The sequence below is a fragment of the Micromonospora sp. WMMD737 genome (assembly GCF_049179055.1).
In the GTDB taxonomy this organism is placed as follows: domain Bacteria; phylum Actinomycetota; class Actinomycetes; order Mycobacteriales; family Micromonosporaceae; genus Micromonospora; species Micromonospora reichwaldensis.
On sequence record NZ_JBMHMH010000001.1, the window covers coordinates 1,582,424 to 1,599,312 of the forward strand.

Below are 16,889 nucleotides of genomic sequence, written 5' to 3' on the forward strand. Positions count from 1 at the left end.
CGCAGGTCACCCGGGTTGCGTGCGGCGTCGGCCACCGTTGCCGGTGGCTGTCTCTGCCGCACCTACCGATCGAGCCCGCAGGCCCGGCGGAGAGCGTAGCTTATGTCCACAGTGGATCGAAACCGCTCGGAGTGAACGTCCGAGGCACCCGATAGAAGCCGCGCGGAAGATGTCGGGTGATCGGGACCGGGGCCGCCGCACGATGGGGGTATGGATGACACGACCTTGGTGTCCCGCTTTCTTCGCGACGGCTTCGTGAAGCTGGAGGGCGCCGTCGCGCCGCGCGTGGCAGCGGACTGCGCGCGGCTGCTGTGGCGGGAGACGGGCTGCGACCCGGACGATCCAGCGACGTGGACGCAGCCCGTGCACTGGGTGCCCGGCCTGGCGCAGGGGCCGTTCGCCGCCGCTCCCAACTCCCGGTTCCTCCATCGCGCGTACGACCTGCTCGTCGGCGCGGGACGCTGGGAGCCGCGCTACTCGCTGGGCACGTTCCCGCTGCGCTTCCCGCACGAGCAGGAGCCGGACGACGCGGGCTGGCACATCGAGGGCAGCTATCTGCCGCAGGGCGAGAGCTGGTACTTCACCAATGTGCGCTCCCGCGGCCGGGCGCTGCTGATGCTGTTCCTGTTCAGCGAGGTCGGGGAGAAGGACGCCCCGACCCGGATCCGGGTCGGTTCCCACCTCGACGTGCCGAAGGTGCTGGAGAAGTACGGGGAGAACGGCGCGAGCGGGCTGGCCCTCGCGCCCGACCTGGTGGCGGCGTCCGCGCACCGGCCGCTCGCCCTCGCCACCGGATCTCCGGGCGACGTCTTCCTGTGCCACCCGTTCCTGGTGCACGCGGCGCAACCGCACCACGGAGCGCGGCCTCGCTTCATGGCCCAACCGCCGCTGATGCCAGCCGCACCGTACGAACTAAAGCGGGCCGACGGCGCCTACTCACCCGTGGAGATCGCGATCCGTCGCGGTCTCGGACGGGACGCCCCCGGTCCGGACGGGGACGGCACCGACCACGACGCCCGGGCGACGTGCCCCGTCCGTTGCTGAGCGCCTGGCCGAAGGGGTTGCCGGTGTGTGGCAGGGACAGGGCATCAGCGGGCTACGTGCGACGGAGGCGGGGGTGGCAGTGGTTCTGCGGGTGAGTGGCCGCAATGCGCGGTTCCAGCAGTGGAAAGCTCTCCTCGACAATCGGACCAAGCGGCAGCGACGCGGCGAGTTCCTCGTGCAGGGCGTGCGCCCGATCACCATGGCCGTCGAACACGGCTGGCAGATCCGGGAACTGCTCTACGACACCAGCGCTCAACTGTCCGGCTGGGCACGCGAGGCCCTGGACACGGTCCGGGCCGAGAAGTTCGCCGTCTCGCGTGAACTGATCCACGAACTGGGAGGTAAGGCCGACACGGTTCCAGAGCTGCTGGCCGTGGTCGCGCTGCCTGAGGACAACCTACGCCGCATCCCGGTCGGCCCGACCATGCTCACCGTCGTGTTCGATCGGCCCACCAGCCCCGGCAACATCGGGACCCTCGTCCGGTCGGCGGACGCCTTCGGCGCCGGCGGCGTCATCGTCACCGGCCACGCCGCCGACGCGTACGACCCGAAGGCGGTCCGGGCGAGCACCGGCTCGCTGTTCGCCCTGCCCGTGGTCCGGGTGCCCTCCCACCAGGCCGTGCTGTCCTGGGTCGCCGACGTCCGCGCCGACGGCATCGGCATGAGCATCGTGGGAACCGACGAGCACGGCAGTCTGGACGCCGCCGAGTACGACTTCACACAACCCACCCTGACGTTGATCGGCAACGAGACCACCGGCCTCAGCTCCGGCTGGCGCGAGGCATGCGACCAACTCGTCCGGATCCCCATGTCCGGATCCGCCAGCTCCCTGAACGCCGCGACCGCCGCGACCGTCGTGCTGTACGAAACGGCACGCCAGCGGGCCGCTGTCGCCCGGCGGTAGCGCACCGGTGGCAGGCGGCCGAGCGGCCCCACGTGGGCGGCCCGCACAGGAGTTCGGACTCCGACACGTCAGGCGGCCAGGGTGGCGTAGCGGCCGGCCCGCTCCAGCAGGCCGTCGTGGCTGCCGGACTCGACGATCCGGCCGTGGTCGAGCACGGCGATCCGGTCCGCGCCCCGCACCGTGGAGAGCCGGTGTGCGATGGTGATGGTGGTACGCCCCCGGGCCACCTCGTCGAACGCCCGCTGCACGGCGCGCTCGGTCTCGGTGTCCAGCGCGCTGGTGGCCTCGTCGAGGATCAGGATGCGCGGGTCGCGCAGCAGCGTACGGGCGATCGCGAGGCGCTGCTTCTCGCCGCCGGAGAAGCGGTGTCCCCGCGAGCCGACCATGGTGTCGTAGCCGTCGGGCAGCCCCGCGATCAGGTCGTGGATCTGGGCGGCGCGGGCGGCGGTCTCGATCTCGGCGTCGGTGGCGTCCGGGCGGGCGTAGCGCAGGTTCTCCCGCACGGTGGTGTGCAGCAGGTACGTCTCCTGGCTGACCACGCCGACGATCGCGGCCAGATCGGCCAGGCGCAGGTTGCGCAGGTCGACGCCGTCGACGGTGATCCGGCCGCTCGTCGGGTCGTGCAGGCGGCTGATCAGCGCGGCCAGGGTGCTCTTGCCGGAGCCGGTCTCGCCGACCAGCGCCAAGCCGCTGCCGGCCGGCACGTCGAGGGTGATCCCGGCGACGGCGGCGGTGTCGCTGCCCGGGTAGTGGAAGGTGACGTCGCTCAGGCGCAGCTCGCCCCGGATCCGGCGCGGGTCGACGTCGACCGGCTCGGCGGGGTCGTCCACCTCGACCGGCAGGTCCAGGTACTCGAAGATCCGGGCGAACAGCGCGAGCGAGGCGGTCACGGAGACGCCCACGTTGAGCAGACCCATCAGGGGGCGGAACAGCCCGCCCTGCAACGCGGTGAAGGCGACCAGGGTGCCGATGCTGAGCGTGCCGGCGGCACCGGGCAGCCCGGCGCTGAGGTAGATGACCGCCGGAATGGCGGCGAAGACGACGCTCATGGTGGCCATCCGCCAGCGGCCGGCGAGTTCGGAGCGCAGTTCCAGGTCGACCAGGCGGTCCGACGAGGCGGCGAAGCGGGCGGCCAGGGCGGGACCGGTGCCCAGCGTCTTGGCCAGGTGCACGCCGCTGACGGACAGCCCCTCCTCGACGGTGACGTTGAGGTCGGCGAGTTCGCGCTGGCGCTGCGCGGTGATCTCGCGGCGCAGGTGGGCGACGCGTCGGGTCAGCCAGATGGCCGGCGGCAGCACGACGAGCGAGACCAGCGAGAGCCGCCAGGAGAGCGCGACCATCGCCGCCGCCGTGGCGACGACGGTGGTCAGGTTGGCCGCGATCGAGGTGGCGGTCGAGGTGACCACGCTCTGCATGCCGCCGATGTCGTTGGTGATGCGCGACTGCACCTCGCCGGTGCGGGTGCGGGTGAAGAAAGCCAGGGACTGCCGTTGCAGGTGGGTGAAGACGTCGGTGCGCAGCCGGTGCATGACCTGCTGGCCGACCCGGGTGGAGATCCAGGTCTGGAGCACGCCGAGCACCGAGGTCACGGCGGCGACGGCAACCATGCCGGCCACCAGCCAGACGAGCAGCGGCAGGTCGCGCTCGGGCAGGGCCCGGTCGATCACGGCGCGCAGCAGGAAGGGCGAGGCCATGGCGAGCACCGAGGAGACCACGATGATCGCGGTGACGGTGGCGAGCGCCGCCCGGTGCCGGGCGAAGAGCGCGCCGATGCGCCGCAGGGACACCTGGCGGGCCTGCGCCTTCTCGGCGGCGCTGACCTTGCGGGGGCCGCGGTCGCGGCCGGAGGGGAGGGGTTCCAAGGGGTACTTCCTCACGTCGGGAATGCTGAGGTTGCCTCAACATGAGGGAACAACAGCTCCTGCTGCTACCGTATTCCCGTGACGGCAGACACGGACGACGCCGGGGACGGCCTCGCCGAGGCGTTCTGGGCGGTGACCCGGCGGCTGCGCCACCGCACCCGCGAGGCGCTCGCGCCCTGGGACGTCACGCCCGGGCAGTCCCGGGCGCTCGGCGTGCTGATGCGGCACGGCGCGCTGCGGCTCAGCGTGCTCGCCGAGCACCTGCGCATCGCCCCGCGCTCGGCCACCGAGGTCGTGGACGACCTCGAGGCGCGCGGGCTCGTGCGGCGCCGGCCCGATCCGGCGGACCGGCGCGCCACCCTGGTCGCGCCGACCGGGGAGGGCACGCGCGTCGGCGCCGCCATCCACGCCGCCCGGCGGGCCGCCGCCGAGGAGCTGTTCGGCCGCCTCGCACCCGCCGACCGGGAACAGCTCGCCCGCATCCTGCGTACGCTGCGCGACTGACCGCCCGGCGTCCGCCCGACGCGCGTGGCGCGGGGTTTGCCGCCCCCGGCGGCGGGTAGCCCAGCCACCCGTCCTGCCGACGGGACCGGGTCCCCCGAGCGGGCGGCCCGGCACACCTGCGACGCCGACAGGAGTGATCACGGTGGGTCGGATGCCCCGGAAGCCCGGTGACCGCTGACGATGTGCGGCATCAGTGGCGAGGCGAGGTTCGACGGATCGACGCCGGACGCCGGCGCGGTGACCCGGATGACCGAGGCGATGCGCTCCCGGGGCCCCGACGGGGAGGGCCTCTTCGACGACGGCTGGGTGGTCCTCGGGCACCGCCGGCTCACCATCATCGACCTCACCGAGGCCGGCTCCCAGCCGATGGTCCGCGACGACCTGGGCCTGGCGCTGGTCTTCAACGGCTGCGTCTACAACTATCCCCAGCTGCGCGAGGAGCTGCGCGGCGCCGGGCACACGTTCCACTCCACCAGCGACACCGAGGTCGTCCTGGTGGCGTACGCGCAGTGGGGCGAGCAGTTCGTCGACCACCTGGTCGGCATGTTCGCCGTCGTGCTGGTGGACCGCCGGCGGCGCCGGCTCGTGCTGGCCCGCGACCGGCTCGGCATCAAGCCGCTCTACCTCGCCGAATCACCCGGCCGGCTGCGGTTCGCCTCCACCCTGCCGGCGCTGCTGCGCGCCGGCGACGTGGACACCTCGATCGACCCGGTGGCGCTGCACCACTACCTCTCCTGGCACTCCATCGTGCCGGCGCCCCGGACCGTCCTGCGCGGCATCCGCAAGCTCCCCCCGGCCACCGTGCGCGTCGTCGAGGCCGATGGGCGCAGCCGCCAGCACGTCTACTGGCGGCCCGACTACGCCCGCGACCCCGCCCACGCCGACATGGACGCCGGGGACTGGCGGGCCGCCGTCGGGGAGGCGCTGCGCGAAGCGGTACGGCGGCGGCTCGTCGCCGACGTACCCGTCGGCGTGTTGCTCTCCGGCGGCCTGGACTCCAGCATGATCGTGGCGCTGCTGGCCGAGGCCGGGCAGCGGGACCTGCAGACCTTCAGCATCGGCTTCGACAGCCGCGGCGGCGAGGCCGGCGACGAGTTCCACTACTCCGACCTGGTCGCCCGCACGTTCGGTACCGACCACCACCGCATCCGGCTCGCCGACGAGGACCTGGTCCCGGCGGTACGGCGGACCGTGCACGCCATGACCGAGCCGATGGGCAGCCACGACGTGGTCGCCTTCCACCTGCTCTCCGAGCAGGTGGCCCGGCACGTCAAGGTGGCCCAGTCCGGCCAGGGCGCCGACGAGGTCTTCGCCGGCTACGGCTACCACCAGCCCCTCATGCGGGTGCCCCGCGACGACGCGGCGGCCACCTTCGCCGACGCGTTCTTCGACCGGGACCACGCCGAGCTGAGCCGGGTGGTGGACCCGGCGTACGCCTGCGACCGCGACGCCAGCCGCGAGCTGCTCGCGGCGGACCTGGCCGCGCCGGGCGCGCAGACGGCGCTGGACGCGGTGCTGCGCCTGGACACCCACCTGATGCTCCCCGACGACCCGGTCAAGCGGGTGGACAGCATGAGCATGGCGTGGGGGCTGGAGGTGCGCACCCCGTTCCTGGACCAGGACCTGGTCGCCCTGGCGGCGGCCTGCCCACCCGAGCACAAGGTCGCCGACGGCGGCAAGGGCGTGCTCAAGGAGGTGGCCCGCCAGGTGCTGCCCGTCGAGGTGGTCGACCGGCCGAAGGGCTACTTCCCGGTGCCGGCGCTGCGCAACGTCGACGGGCCGGTGCGGCAGCTCGTCGCCGAGGCCCTCGCCGCGCCCGCCGCCCGCGAGCGCGGCCTGTTCCGCCGCGAGTACGTCGCCGAGCTGCTCGCCGAGCCGGACCGGGCGCAGGCCGCCGCCGGCAGCAACAAGCTGTGGCAGCTCGGCCTGCTGGAACTCTGGCTCCAGTCCCACGACATCCGCTGACCGGGGCGGGTCAGGCGGCGCGGGTCTCGGCGGCCAGGTGGTCCAGGACGGCGCGCACGTCGTCGCCGGTGCGGGCCATGACCCGGCGCTGCCGGGTGGCCCCGTTGCCGTCGCGCCGCAGCCGGACCAGCTGGTCGCGTACGTAATCGAGGTCGCCGTGCCGGGCCAGCGCCGGCGCGACCGTGTCGACGAGCTCGCCGACCAGGTCCCAGGCGGGACGGGCGACGCCGGCGCGCAGGTCGATCAGGTCGCCCTCCAGCCCGTCGTGGGCGGCCCGCCAGTGCGCGGCGGAGACCAGGCAGTCCCGGATCCGTCGGGCGGGGACCCCGGCGCGGGCGTCGTCGGCCATCGTCGCGACGAGCGCGCGGACCAGCCCGGCGACCAGCACGGTGTCGTCCACCGCCGGGCAGACGTCGCCCACCCGCACCTCCACGGTGGGGTACGCGGCCGACGGGCGCGCGTACCAGTAGACCATCGCCGCGTCGAGCATGATCCCGGCGTCGATCAGCTCCGCCACCGTCGCGTCGTAGTCGGCGACCGACTCGAAGTGCGGGGTCGGCCCGATACTGGGCCAGCGTTCCAGCTGCATGGAGCGCCAACTGGCGTGCCCGGTGTCGCGTCCGTCGTGCAGCGGCGAGTTGGCGGTGATCGCCTGCACCACCGGCAGCCAGGAGCGCAGGTGGTTGCAGACCTGGATGGCCAGTTCGCGGTCGGGCATCCCGACGTGCACGTGGCAGCCGCAGACGGCGGGGTCGTGCGCCACCGGCCCGAACCGCCGGGACATGGCGTGGTAGCGCGGTTTGTCCGGCACCGTCCGGTGCGGCTCGTGCACGGGCGTGGCACCGACCGCGACGAGCCGGGCCCCGGCGGCCTCGGCCGCGTCGCCGACGGAGCGGCGCAGCGCCACCAGGTGCGCGCGCAGCTCGGCCAGGTCGGCGGTGACCGGCGTGACCATCTCCACCATGCTGTGCCGGAACTCCTGCCGGCTCTGGTCCCGCGCGCTGCCCGACAGGGCGGTGAGCACCCGGTCGGCGACCGGCAGGCTCTCCCCGGTCCGCGGGTCGAGCAGGAGGTACTCCTCCTCGACCCCGAGCGTCAGCGTGGTCTGGTCGGAGGCGGTGGCAAGTGCCGGACGGTACGTCATGGGCGCTCGCGTCCGTTCGTCGGGCGGCGCGCCGGGCGCCGCGCTGCCGGACGACCCGAGTTCCCGGCCCACCGGCTGGACAAACGCGCGGGTCGCGGGCGTCAACCGCCCGTCAGCACCGAGGTCGCCCGGCTGTCCAGGAAGGCGCGTTCGGCCGCGTTGTCCGTCAGCTCGGCGGCCGTCCGGTACGCCCGCGCCGCCTCCCCCGCCCGGCCGAGCCGCCGCAGCAGGTCCGCCCGGACGGCGTGGAACACGTGGTACCCGGCCAGGTCGAGCCGCTCGACGGCGGCCAGCCCCGCTGCCGGCCCGGCCACCTCGGCGAGCGCGACGGCCCGGTTCAGCGCCACCACCGGCCCCGGGACGTACGCGGTGAGCTGGTCGTACAGCCGGAGAATCTGCGCCCAGTCGGTGCCGGCGGCGTCGGGCGCGTCGCTGTGCACCGCGGCGATCGCGGCCTGGATCTGGTACGGCCCCGGCCGGTCGCGGCGCAGGCAGCGGCGGACCAGGGCCTGCCCCTCGCCGACGAGGCCGGCATCCCACCGGCGGCGGTCCTGCTCGGGCAGCGGCACCAGCGCGCCGTCGGCCGTGGTGCGGGCGGGGCGGCGCGCCTCGGTGAGCAGCATCAGCGCCAGCAGCCCCAGCGCCTCGGGCTCGTCCGGCATGAGCCGCACCAGCAGCCGGCCGAGCCGGATCGCCTCGGCGCACAGGTCGTCGCGGACCAGCCGGTCGCCGGAGCTGGCGGTGTGCCCCTCGGTGAAGATCAGGTAGAGCACGGCCAGCACGGCGGGGAGCCGGTCCGGCAGGTCGGCGTCGCCGGGCACCCGGTACGGGATCCCGGCATCGCGGATCTTGGCCTTGGCCCGGACGATCCGCTGGGCCATGGTCGCCTCCGGCACCAGGAAGGCCCGGGCGATCTCGGCGGTGCCCAGCCCGCCCAGCAGCCGCAGGGTCAGCGCGACCCGGGCGGCGGGGCCGAGCGCCGGATGGCAGCAGGTGAAGATGAGGCGGAGCCGGTCGTCGCGCACGGGTCCCTCCTCGGGCGGTACGTCGCGGACGTGCAGCAGGGCGGCCTGGGCGTGCCGGTCGGCGCGGGAGGCCTCCCGCCGCAGCCGGTCGACGGCCCGGTTCCGGGCGGTGGTGATGATCCAGCCGGCCGGGCTGGGCGGCGGCCCGGTCTCGGGCCACCGCGCCACCGCCACCGTGAACGCCTCCTGCACCGCCTCCTCGGCAAGGTCGATGTCGCCGAGGAGACGGACGAGGACGGCGACCGCGCGGCCGTACTCCGCGCGGAACACCGCCTCCACGTCGGGCATGGTCAGCTCCCGCCCTGGAAGGGGCGCACCTCGATCGGCAGGGTGGTGGCCAGCGCGTACCGGCGGCCCCACGCCAGCGCGGCGTCGAGGTCGGGCGCCCGGAGGATGGTGATCCCGCCGAGGTGTTCCTTGCCCTCGACGAACGGCCCGTCGGTGACCAGCACCTCGCCGCCGGACGGCCGCAGCACGGTCGCCGTGTCGGGCGCGTGCAGCCCCTGGCCGAACACCCAGCAGCCGGACGCCTCCAGCTCCTCCCGGATGGCGCCCAGCTCGCGCATCACCCCGGTTAGGAACTCCGGGTCCGGCAGCCCGTCACCGTCGGGCTGGTGGATGCTGAGCAGGTACTGCTTCATGGCCCCTCCTCGCGTCGGCGGCCGGCGGCGCCACCGGCCTCTCATCCTCCACACGAACGGAGCGGGCCAGGATCGACAACCCGCCGGAAGATTGCTCCGACGACGGCCGGCGCCGGTCAGCGCGGGGTGGCCGCCAGCAGGTCGGCCACGGCGTCGACGGTCTCCGGATGCGCCGCCAGCAGCGCGGTCAGGTTGGCGGGAACGGCGGTGGTGGCAGCGTCCACCTCGTGCCAGCCGCCGTCGCAACCGAGCAGCGCGGCGACGGCGTCCACGCTCTGCGGGTTGGCCGCCAGCAGGGCAGCGACCGGCCCGGAGACGGCGGCGGGGAGCGCCGGCGTCGACGGCGGCGGCGAGGCCGACCACGGCGGCACCCAGGCGTCCAGCGCGGCCAGCGAGCCGGGGAAGGTGCGCCCCGCCTCCCGCACCAGCAGCGGCACCAGCTCCGCGCCGTGCTCGCGCAGCGTGGTGATCAGGGTGGGCAGCCACGGCAGCAGGACCGGGTCGGGCAGCCGGGCGAACGCGGACGACATCACCTCCACGACGAACGGCGCGAGCCCCGGCACCGGCTCCAGGGCCTGCACGAAGCCGCTGAGGTACTGCGGGAAGGCCGGCACCACCAGCGGGTTGGCGAGCAGCGCGGCGCAGCGCTCGCGCAACTCGGCCAGGGGCAGCAGGCCCAACTGGTGCCGGGCGGCCCAGAGCAGCGCCACCTTGGCCGGCGTCTCCGGATGCGACTGCGCGACGGCGAGTTCGAGCTGGGACCGGTCGCAGCCCAGGGAGAGCGCCAGGCTCTCCATGCCGAACAGGAAGCCCAGCATGGCGCCGACCTGCCGCACGCCGCTCTCCTCGTCGAGGAAGGCGGTGGGCAGCAGGGTGCAGTAGTGCGCGTACCCGGTGGTCACGAACGCCTCGCACCAGGCCGGCAGCGGCCCGGTGGCGCGGTGGTGGGCCAGCAGCCGCCGGATCCGGCGCAGCACCTCGGGGGCGTCGTCGACGGTGCGTTCGGCGGCGAGCAGCTCCACCGCCCGGGCGCCGAGCTCGTCGACCAGGCGCGGGCTGTCGAGCAGCCGGATGGCGTCCTCCACGGCCTTCAGCGCGACCGAGGCCGTCGCCTCCGGGCCCCGTACGGCGCGGCGCAGGCGCTGCTCCAGCACCTGCTCGACGGTTACCCCCTCGTAGCCCAGCTCGATCAGCGCCCGCTGGCTGCGGCCGAGGGCCAGGTCCCAGCTCTCCTGGATCGAGCGCTGCCCCAGCCGGCGCTCGCCCATGATGGGCCGGACCGCGTCGCGGGGCAGCAGGTGCCGCAGCCGCCACAGCAGATCCGAGCAGGGCACCAGCTCGGGGTTGGCCCGCAGGTCCACCAGGGCCCGCTGGATCGTGCGCTTCTCCAGGTCCAGCCCGAGCGGGGCGAGCCGGTCGTGGACGTCGCGGGCGAGCGGCGGAAGGGCCTCGTAGCCCACCTGGCCGACCCGGTCGCCGCCGAACAGGATCTCGCAGAGCCGGCGCACGTCCCGGCGGCCCGGGACGACGTCCTTCTCGATGCAGGTGACCGCCGCGTCGGCGAAGTCGTACGGCGTGGGGCGCGCGCGGTTGCGCAGGCCGGCGAGGAGGATCGAGGTCTCGAAGACGGCGATCGCGTCGGCGGTGCTGGCCAGGTAGCCGTTGCGCCGGGCCAGCCGGACGATGTCGACGCACCAGCCGCGCAGCTCCGCCTCGTCCAGGCCCTGCGTCGCCGGCGGCTGCGCCAGGTAGCCGGAGAGCCGGTCGGCGACCCCGGCGGCGGGCACGGGCGCCGGGGTGGCGCGGCGGCGGCCGCCGGTGCGGGTCCGGCCGCCCCGCTGCCCCTCCAGCCGGAACGGGCTCAGCTTGGTGCGGGCGACCGCCTTCGTCCAGGTGGCGGAGGCGATCGACACCGAGCCGGGCGCGAGGCCGAACTGCGCCTCGATGGCGGAGTGGCTGGACGGGATGAGCCCGTAGTGCCACCGGGTGCCGGTGCGCGGGCCGATCTCGAAGGGGGCGTCGGACCGCAGCCCGAACTGCTCCACCCGGCTGGCGGCGTGGAACGCGCCGCAGACGTAGAGGCAGTCGGCGGGGTCGGCCCCGGAGGCGGCGAGGTGCTGCCGCATCCGGGTCCACATGTAGCGCTCGCGGTCCTCGTCGCGGTCCTGCCGCTCCGCCCCGGCCGGGCGCAGCCGCCGGAACAGGCTGCCGATCAGCACCATCACCTGCCGGTAGGTGTCGTGGTCGGCGTCGACCAGCGGCTGCTCGACGTACTGGTCCCACCACTCCGACCAGTGCCGGACCTTGCCGTGGTGCAGGAGGTATGCCTCCAGCTCCGCGAAGCGGGGCCGCAGGTCGCCGATCTCGACCCCGACCGCGTCGCCGTGCAGGGCAGCCTCCTCCCCCGCCGGCGCGGCGGCCTCGACGTCCCCGCCGACCGGGGCCTCGTCGCCGGCGTCGGCCGGGCGGCGCGGCGACCACTGGAAGACGTGGTCGGTGGAGCGGTCCACCAGCACCAGCTCGACGCCCGGCGTCTTCAGCGCGTACGCGATGGCCTGGTATTCGGCGCTGGCCTCGGTGATCGGCGCGACCACGCTGAGCGGCCCCCAGTCGGCCGGGAAGCCGTCCAGCTCCGAGGCGAAGGCCTGCACGGCCACCGGGAGGCTGCAGTTGCGCAGCTCGCCCAGCAGCGGTTGGAGGTCCTCGCAGAGCTCCAGGTAGATCACCTTCGGCTGCTTCGCGCGCAGCCTGCGGACCATGGCCAGCGCGGACGCCGGGGAGTGGTGGCAGACCGGGAAGATCTCCAGTTCCTCGCCGAGGGCCCGGTCAACGTCGTCGACGATGCCGGCGAGGATCTCCGCGACGGCGCCCGAGTTGCCGGCGAAGGCGCCGGCGGCGGCCGTGAGCTGCTCGCGCAGCGCGCCGAACGGCCCGGTGGTGAGGGCGGTCACGACAGGGCGGCGATCGCCTGGCGGCCACCGTCGAGGAAGCCCTCCCAGCCGTCGTCCTGCTTGGCGCGCGGCTCGACCACCCCGTGCAGGTACTTGTTGAGGATCGCCAGGTCCTCGGGGCTGCGGCGGGCCAGCGAGCCGACCAGCGACCCGGCCAGCGTCGCGGCGCGCAGGGTGCGGTCGCCGAAGAACTGGCTGTGCAGGATGGCGTCCTCCAGGACGCCGATCTGTTCGGCGGTGGACAGCGCCGACTCCAGCTTCTCGTCGTCGCTGGTCGCCGAGGTGGCGGCGGCGCGCAGGTCGGCGAAGCTCTGCAACAGGATGTCGAGCAGGGTGGGCGGGACGTCCAGCGTGATCTGGTGGCGGCGCAGCAGTTCCTCGGTGCGGAAGCGGACGATCTCGGCCTCGCTGCGCTTGTTGGTCACCACGGGGATCCGGACGAAGTTGAACCGCCGCTTGAGCGCGGAGGAGAGGTCGTTCACGCCCCGGTCCCGGCTGTTCGCGGTGGCGATGATCGAGAAGCCGGGCTTGGCGAAGACGATGTTGTCGTGGTCCAGCTCCGGAATGGAGACGTACTTCTCCGACAGGATCGAGATCAGCGCGTCCTGCACGTCGCTGGTGGAGCGGGTCAGCTCCTCGAACCGGCCGACGGTGCCCTGCTCCATCGCCGTCATGATGGGCGAGGGGATCATCGACTCCCGGGACTGGCCCCGCGCGATGACCATGGAGACGTTCCACGAGTACTTGATGTGGTCCTCGGTGGTGCCGGCGGTGCCCTGGACCACCAGGGTCGAGTTGCGGCAGACGGCGGCGGCCAGCAGCTCGGCCAGCCAGCTCTTGCCGGTGCCCGGGTCGCCGATCAGCAGCAGGCCCCGGTCCGACGCCAGGGTCACGATGCTGCGTTCGACGAAGGTGCGGTCGCCGAACCACTTCTGCGGGATCTCCCGGTCGAGCCCGTCGGCCCGTTCCGAGCCGAGGATGAACAGGCGGACCATCCGCGGGCTCAGCCGCCACGAGAACGGCTTCGGATCGGTGTCGACCGACTCCAGGAAGTCGAGTTCCTCGGCGTACTTGACCTCGGCGGGGGCACGGAGCATCTCGGACATGAGGGGTTGTTCTCCTAGGTGAGGAAGCTCTTGAGCTCGAAGACGAGTTTGCGGATGTGACCGGAGATGACCGGCGTGCCCAGGTCCTTGAAGCGTTGCCGGAACCAGGGGTTGACGCTCTGCTGGCCCGAGCTGTTGACCGAGCCGACCGGGATGAACCGCACCCCGGAGCGGTGTACCGCCTCGATGCCGTCGAACAGCGGCTGGGAGCGGTCGAACTCGTAGAAGTCCGAGATCCACACCATGACCGTGTTCTTCGGCTCGACGATCTTGGGGCGGGCCAGCGCCATCGCGACCGGGCCGTCGTTGCCGCCGCCCAGCTTGGTACGCAGCAGCACCTCGAACGGGTCGTGCACCCACGGCGTGAGGTCCAGCGCCCGCGTGTCGTACGCGATCAGGTGCACGTCCACCTTGGGCAGGCCGGCGAAGATCGACGCGAGGATCGTGCAGTTGACCATGGAGTCGACCATCGAGCCCGACTGGTCCACCACCACGATCAGCCGGGCCGGCGTGACCCGGCGGGCGGTCTGCCGGTAGTAGAGCCGGTCGACGTAGAGGCGCTCGTCCTCCGGGCTCCAGTTGGTCAGGTTCTGCCAGATGGTGCGGTCGAGGTCGAGGTTGCGGTAGACCCGCTTCGGCGGCACGGACCGGTCGACGACGCCGACGCTGGTCTGCGCGACCTGGGTACGCAGCACCTCGGCGACCTCGTCGACGAACCGGCGGATGAGCGCCTTGGCGTTGGCCAGGGCCACCCCGGAGAGGTTGGCCTTGTCCCGCAGCAGCTGCTCGATCAGCGACATGCTGGGCGTCAGCCGGCTGGCCAGCACCGGGTCGGCCAGCACCTCCCGCAGGTGCATCCGGCGGACCAGGTCGCCCTCGATGCCGGCCAGCACCCCGCCGAGACCGTCGCCGCCGCCCTGCCGGCGCAGCCCGCCGGGCTCCATCCCGAGGGCCTGCTCGAACCAGCCGGCGTCGGACTGCCACCGGGCCAACTGGCCGGCGTCGACCGCCCCGTGGCCGGTGGCGAACACGTTGAGCAGCAGCTTCGACACCAGCGCGGCGCGGCGTACCTCGGCGGCGCCGGGCGCACCCGACGGCCCGTCGCCACCCGCCTCGGCGGCCGCGGGGACGTCGGGCGTCGGGCTGAGCAGGCCGCGCAGCTCGTCGGCGACGGCCGGGAAGCGCTGGACGACGGTGTCCACCGACACCGCCGGGTCCAGCAGTGCGGCCGGCAGCCCGAGGTCCTCGACGACCGCCATGCTGGCCGACTCCAGGGTGGGCTGCTCGTCGGGGTCGAAGAGCCGGGCCAGCAGCCGCCAGTAGAGCACCTGGCGCCGGTTGGCGTCGGCGAGGTCCACGGGGGTCGGGGAGTCGTCGTTCATCGGCGCAGCAACCGTCCCGCGCGCTCGCGCAGCACCGCCACGGCGTCGCCCGCCTTGGCCTCGGCCTTGGCGATCTTCGGGTCGGTGACCCCGCCCGCCCAGTCGCCGGTGTGCGCCTCGACCGGCTGGCGCTTGACGGTGGCCCGCACCGCCAGGGGTTGCAGCGACCACCGCCCGTCGTCCCACCGGATCAGGCCGAGGCACGCGGACGAGGCGGCCACCAGTCCGGGGGTGAGCGGGCCGCAGGACGGCAGCCGGTCGACCTCGACGGCGATCGGCTGGCCGCCGATGTCGAAGGTCGTCGTGCCGTCGTCGTCGCGTACGGTGTAGCCCTCCACCAGCACGGGCTCGGCGATCCCGACGGGGTGCCGCTCCAGGGGCGCCGACGCCGCCGCGACGGCTGTCGGCAACAGGACCCGGGCGGTGGCGAACGGGTCGGCCGGCTCGCCGGGTCGCACCCGGTCGTCGTGCCAGAGCAGGTCCGCCCCGTGCAGTGGCAGCCCGGTGACCGTGAGGCTGCGCCGCTCGGCCAGCGCGGCCAGCAGCACGGGATGGGCGTCCAGCAGCCGCCACAGCGCGGGCCCGACGATCGTCTCCACCTTGACCGCGCCGACCGCGCAGCGGACCAGCCGCGGCGGCCCGCCGTCGGCCGGTTCGAGGATCGCGTGCACCTGCGCCTGCACGGCGGTGTCGTGCTCGTGCACGTCGACGCCGAGCACGAGCAGCCGCCCGGAGACCTCCTCGACGACGGTCGGGGCGGACCCGGCCGCGGCGTCCTGGGCGAGCAGCACGCCCCGGGCCCAGAGGTCGGCCCAGCGCCGCAGCGGCGGCTGCGCCATCGTGGCGACCGGCACGTTGGCGCGCAGCTCGGCGGCGAGCCCGTCGAGCAGCACCGCCAGCCGGCGCAGGCCGGGCTCGGCGAGGGCGGCCTCGACCGGTGCCCCCGCGGCGGCCACCAGCTCGTGGTCGACGCCGCCCCACCCGGTCACCGCCACCTCGTGCAGCCAGGCGCGGGCGCCGGCGCGGGCCCCGGACCCGGTGCCCGGGGACTCGGCCGGGCCGGCAGCCCAGGGGGCGCGGGCCCGGCCCAGCGCGGTGTCGAGCTGCCCGAGCAGCGCGTCGTGGGCGGCGCCGAGCAGCGCGCACCGGGCGCCGGCGAGGGCGAGCAGGTGCTCCTCGGCCACCGAGCCGGCGGTCACCTTGGCCACCGCCTCGGCGAGCCGGTCGCCGAGCGGGGTGGCGCTCAGCGCGCCGGCCAGGGCGGCCAGCGCGGCGGCGTCGTCCTCACCCACCCGGGCGAGGCCGCGCAGCAGGGCGTCGTCGAGGCCGGCGACCAGGTCGAGGGCGTCGGTCAGGCCGGTCGGGGTGCCGTCGCGCAGGACGGTGAGCTGCGTGCCGAGCATCAGCGCCCCGCCCCGGTGGCCGGGAACCAGTGCAGCTCGGGCAGGGGGACCGCGCTGCCGGGCAGTTCCAGGTAGGACAGGTGGCGCAGGAAGCGACTGAACACGACGGCGGCGGGGGTCGGCTCGTGCCGCCCGGCGAGGGCGGCCAGCAGCTCCCGGGCGGTGTCCACCCCCGCGCCGACGTCGACCCGCAGGTAGCGGGCGACGCGGTCGGCGCCGTACTGGAGCAGTGCCTCGTCGGCCAGGGCGTGCAGGTGCTTGCACGGCGCGCCGCGCAGCCCGCCGCAGGGGCGGTTGTTGTTGGTGCTGCAGTGGTAGGCGTGGGTGCCGGAGGCGATCGACGAGACGTAGACCCGGTCGACGTCCGACCCGCTGGAGACCACGCCCTGCAACCGCCCGTCGGCCAACTCCAGGAAGGGCACCTTGGCCAGCTTGCGGGGCCGCGCGGGCGGCACCACCCGCACCGTGCTGCGCCGTCGCCACGCGGTCCGTTCCGCGTCAGCCACTGTCCGACCTCCCGTCCGCCGCTCCCGGCGCCGCCCATGACCATCCGCACGCCGGAGGGGTCGCCGGCGTCGCTGTGACGACAAGGATCATGGACCACGGGTACGACAGACCCTGAGTCGGGTTTACGGACGGTGGTCGCTGCGGAGGCCGCCACGCCCCTATGCTTCGGACACCGACACCGACGCCGACGGGAGGCGGGATGTCACCGGTCATCGCGGTCCCGGGCAGTGCCGGTGCCACCCGGGTCCACCACCTGCCACCGCGCGCCGCCGGACGCGTCCGGGTCGCCGGACACACCGGCGGCGGGTCGCTCGGCCCTGGCCGTCGGGGTGCCGCCGACGCCCACCCCGGGGTGCGGTGTCGGGCCGTCGGGGCAGGCACCCGATGGTGTAGAAAAGGCGGGGTGAGCGCAGCGATGACGCGCGGCAGGACACACGGTCGCCGGACGGTC

13 protein-coding genes are annotated in these 16,889 nt (G+C 74.3%); 4 read left to right on the forward strand and 9 right to left on the reverse strand.

Features of this window, described 5'->3' with window-relative positions; all coding sequences use genetic code 11:
- Positions 1–210 precede the first annotated feature (210 nt).
- Together ACN27A_RS06250 and ACN27A_RS06255 are read left to right on the forward strand one after the other, a co-directional pair.
- Complete coding sequence (locus ACN27A_RS06250) at positions 211–1,044, forward strand: phytanoyl-CoA dioxygenase family protein (protein ID WP_421450310.1); 834 nt, start codon at positions 211–213, stop codon at positions 1,042–1,044.
- A 73-nt stretch (positions 1,045–1,117) separates the two neighbouring features.
- The gene (locus ACN27A_RS06255) at positions 1,118–1,948 is read left to right on the forward strand and encodes an RNA methyltransferase (protein ID WP_421450311.1); all 831 of its coding nucleotides are present in this window, start codon (positions 1,118–1,120) and stop codon (positions 1,946–1,948) included.
- Positions 1,949–2,016: 68 nt separating this feature from the next.
- Here the strand turns inward: ACN27A_RS06255 and ACN27A_RS06260 are convergent, their stop codons facing one another.
- A complete protein-coding gene (locus tag ACN27A_RS06260) occupies positions 2,017–3,810 on the reverse strand; it encodes an ABC transporter ATP-binding protein (RefSeq protein ID WP_421458384.1) in 1,794 nt (597 codons plus the stop codon).
- A gap of 78 nt (positions 3,811–3,888) precedes the next feature.
- Between ACN27A_RS06260 and ACN27A_RS06265 the strand changes: the two genes are divergently transcribed.
- Both ACN27A_RS06265 and ACN27A_RS06270 read left to right on the forward strand, forming a co-directional pair.
- Entirely contained in the window at positions 3,889–4,314 is a 426-nt protein-coding gene (locus ACN27A_RS06265; protein ID WP_421450312.1) for a MarR family winged helix-turn-helix transcriptional regulator, read from the forward strand.
- A 180-nt stretch (positions 4,315–4,494) separates the two neighbouring features.
- Positions 4,495–6,279: an N-acetylglutaminylglutamine amidotransferase gene (locus tag ACN27A_RS06270; RefSeq protein WP_421450313.1), complete on the forward strand. Its 1,785-nt coding sequence runs from the start codon at positions 4,495–4,497 to the stop codon at positions 6,277–6,279.
- A gap of 10 nt (positions 6,280–6,289) precedes the next feature.
- On the opposite strand, the gene ACN27A_RS06275 is transcribed toward ACN27A_RS06270, so the two are convergent.
- The 8 genes from ACN27A_RS06275 to ACN27A_RS06310 form a co-directional block, all read right to left on the reverse strand.
- A complete protein-coding gene (locus ACN27A_RS06275; protein ID WP_421450314.1) occupies positions 6,290–7,423 on the reverse strand; it encodes a carboxylate-amine ligase in 1,134 nt (377 codons plus the stop codon).
- Positions 7,424–7,524: 101 nt separating this feature from the next.
- Entirely contained in the window at positions 7,525–8,736 is a 1,212-nt protein-coding gene (locus ACN27A_RS06280; protein WP_421450315.1) for an RNA polymerase sigma factor, read from the reverse strand.
- A 2-nt stretch (positions 8,737–8,738) separates the two neighbouring features.
- Positions 8,739–9,089 (reverse strand): YciI family protein, encoded by a 351-nt coding sequence (locus tag ACN27A_RS06285; RefSeq protein ID WP_421450317.1) that lies wholly within the window; start codon positions 9,087–9,089, stop codon positions 8,739–8,741.
- 116 nt (positions 9,090–9,205) lie between these two features.
- Positions 9,206–12,040 (reverse strand): hypothetical protein, encoded by a 2,835-nt coding sequence (locus ACN27A_RS06290; protein WP_421450318.1) that lies wholly within the window; start codon positions 12,038–12,040, stop codon positions 9,206–9,208.
- Positions 12,037–13,146, reverse strand: a complete 1,110-nt coding sequence (locus tag ACN27A_RS06295; protein ID WP_121398790.1) for an ATP-binding protein — start codon at positions 13,144–13,146, stop codon at positions 12,037–12,039. The genes ACN27A_RS06290 and ACN27A_RS06295 overlap by 4 nt, the downstream gene beginning before the upstream one ends.
- Positions 13,147–13,160: 14 nt before the next feature.
- Positions 13,161–14,528 (reverse strand): VWA domain-containing protein, encoded by a 1,368-nt coding sequence (locus tag ACN27A_RS06300; protein WP_421450320.1) that lies wholly within the window; start codon positions 14,526–14,528, stop codon positions 13,161–13,163.
- The gene (locus ACN27A_RS06305) at positions 14,525–15,931 is read right to left on the reverse strand and encodes a hypothetical protein (protein ID WP_421450321.1); all 1,407 of its coding nucleotides are present in this window, start codon (positions 15,929–15,931) and stop codon (positions 14,525–14,527) included. The genes ACN27A_RS06300 and ACN27A_RS06305 overlap by 4 nt, the downstream gene beginning before the upstream one ends.
- Positions 15,931–16,437, reverse strand: a complete 507-nt coding sequence (locus ACN27A_RS06310) for a hypothetical protein (RefSeq protein ID WP_132234858.1) — start codon at positions 16,435–16,437, stop codon at positions 15,931–15,933. The genes ACN27A_RS06305 and ACN27A_RS06310 overlap by 1 nt, the downstream gene beginning before the upstream one ends.
- Between the last annotated feature and the right edge of the window lie 452 nt (positions 16,438–16,889).

What these genes read in the sequence shown, in the direction of transcription:
- ACN27A_RS06285 (WP_421450317.1), bottom strand. Translation starts at nt 9,089, where the DNA reads ATGAAGCAGTACCTGCTCAGCATCCACCAGCCCGACGGTGACGGGCTG.
- ACN27A_RS06300 (WP_421450320.1), bottom strand. Translation starts at nt 14,528, where the DNA reads ATGAACGACGACTCCCCGACCCCCGTGGACCTCGCCGACGCCAACCGG.
- ACN27A_RS06280 (WP_421450315.1), bottom strand. Translation starts at nt 8,736, where the DNA reads ATGCCCGACGTGGAGGCGGTGTTCCGCGCGGAGTACGGCCGCGCGGTC.
- ACN27A_RS06250 (WP_421450310.1), top strand. Translation starts at nt 211, where the DNA reads ATGGATGACACGACCTTGGTGTCCCGCTTTCTTCGCGACGGCTTCGTG.
- ACN27A_RS06270 (WP_421450313.1), top strand. Translation starts at nt 4,495, where the DNA reads ATGTGCGGCATCAGTGGCGAGGCGAGGTTCGACGGATCGACGCCGGAC.
- ACN27A_RS06275 (WP_421450314.1), bottom strand. Translation starts at nt 7,423, where the DNA reads ATGACGTACCGTCCGGCACTTGCCACCGCCTCCGACCAGACCACGCTG.
- ACN27A_RS06295 (WP_121398790.1), bottom strand. Translation starts at nt 13,146, where the DNA reads ATGTCCGAGATGCTCCGTGCCCCCGCCGAGGTCAAGTACGCCGAGGAA.
- ACN27A_RS06305 (WP_421450321.1), bottom strand. Translation starts at nt 15,931, where the DNA reads ATGCTCGGCACGCAGCTCACCGTCCTGCGCGACGGCACCCCGACCGGC.